At 66.2% G+C, this 1597-nt stretch carries 1 protein-coding gene; it reads left to right on the forward strand.

Going from position 1 to position 1597, the window contains the following annotated elements:
• Positions 1 to 121 precede the first annotated feature (121 nt).
• Positions 122 to 1477 carry an IS1380 family transposase gene (locus ACS5Q1_RS47835; protein WP_473104774.1) on the forward strand — a complete coding sequence of 452 codons (1356 nt, stop codon included), beginning with the start codon at positions 122 to 124 and terminating at the stop codon, positions 1475 to 1477.
• Positions 1478 to 1597: the final 120 nt, after the last annotated feature.

Here is a 1597-nt window from a genome sequence, read left to right on the forward strand (position 1 = left end):
CCGCTTTTATGCACGAGGCGGTTGGAGAAGGCTGGCGGATGTAGCTTAAGCACTTGAAGCAGCGTAGGATTTAGTTGCTGAGACTAACCCCTGCCACCGATTGCACTGTGCCACACCCGCCATGATGGACGATACAACCCCGACGTTCCCGTTTCCAGCCGTGTCCCGCAAGAAGATCACCGCCGCTTTCGACGGTGGGCGCCTGTCGTCCGACGGCGGCGTCATGCTCTTGGCCCAGGCCGAGCGCCGGCTCGGGATCGCCGAGCGGCTGGCGCGCGTCATCCCGGATCGGCGCGATCCAGGCCGCGTGACGCACGCGATCACAGACATGATCCGCGCCCGCATCTTCGCCATCGCGTGCGGCTACGAGGACTGCAACGACTTCGGTCCGCTGCGCGCTGATCCGGCGTTCAAGCTCGCCTGCGGACACTTGCCGGAGACGGGCACTGATCTGGCCTCGCAGCCAACCCTCTCGCGCCTGGAGAATGCCCCGAGCCTGCGCGATGCGATCCGGTTGACCTATGCCCTGATCGAGCAGTGGATGGACAGCTATGCCATCCCGCCGGACGGCGTGGTGCTGGATATCGACGACACCTGCGACGTGGTGCATGGGCATCAGCAGCTGTCGCTGTTCAACGCTCACTATGATGAGCGCTGCTTTCTCCCCATTCATGTCTACGACGCGGCGACGGGCCGACCGGTGGCCATCGTGCTGCGGCCGGGCAAGACGCCCTCCGGTCGTGAGGTGCGGGCGCATCTGCGCCGGTTAGTGCGGCGCATCCGGAGGCGTTGGCCTCTCACCCGCATCACGATCCGCGGCGACAGTCATTACGCCCGTCCCGAGGCCATGGACTTCTGCGAGCAGAGCGGCGTCAGCTACCTCTTCGGGCTGGCTGGCACGAGGCCGCTTACCGCCAAAGTTCAGGACGTGGCGGATGCGGTGCGCACCCGACGGGCGATCGAGGATCGCGAGGTGGTGCGGGATTTTGCGGAGACGACACACCGGGCCAAGAGCTGGTCATGCGAGCGTCGCGCGATCGCCCGCATCGAGGCGACGCGCCTGGGGCTCGACATCCGTTTCGTCGTCACCAACCTGACCGGGACCAGCCCGCGCGTCATCTACGAGAGCCTGTACTGCGCCAGGGGCCAGGCGGAGAACTGGATCAAGTTCCACAAAGCGCAACTCGCCTCTGACCGAACCTCCTGCCGGCGCGCGGTGGCCAACCAGGTCCGCCTGGTGCTGCACACGGCCGCCTACTGGCTGATGCTGTCCGTGCGGGATGCCATCCCGGCTGCCTGCGATCTCGCCCGGGCCGAGTTCGCGACGCTGCGGTTGCGCCTGATCAAGATCGCCGTGCGGGTGCAGGAAACGGCGAGCCGCATCCGCTTGGCCTATGCGTCCTGCTGTCCCGAAACCGACCTCTTCCGCCGTCTTGCTTGGGCTCTCGCACCCCGGCCACGGGCGGCGTCGCCATGAACGGCGGGGCCACGATCGCCCCCATCGGTCCATCCAACTCCTGCCAACGCGTTCCCCATATTCCAGACCTCATCGCGATGAAACAGACGCAACGAGCGCCCGCGATCGCAGTCCAGAACG

The organism is Microvirga sp. GN3 (assembly GCF_055792825.1).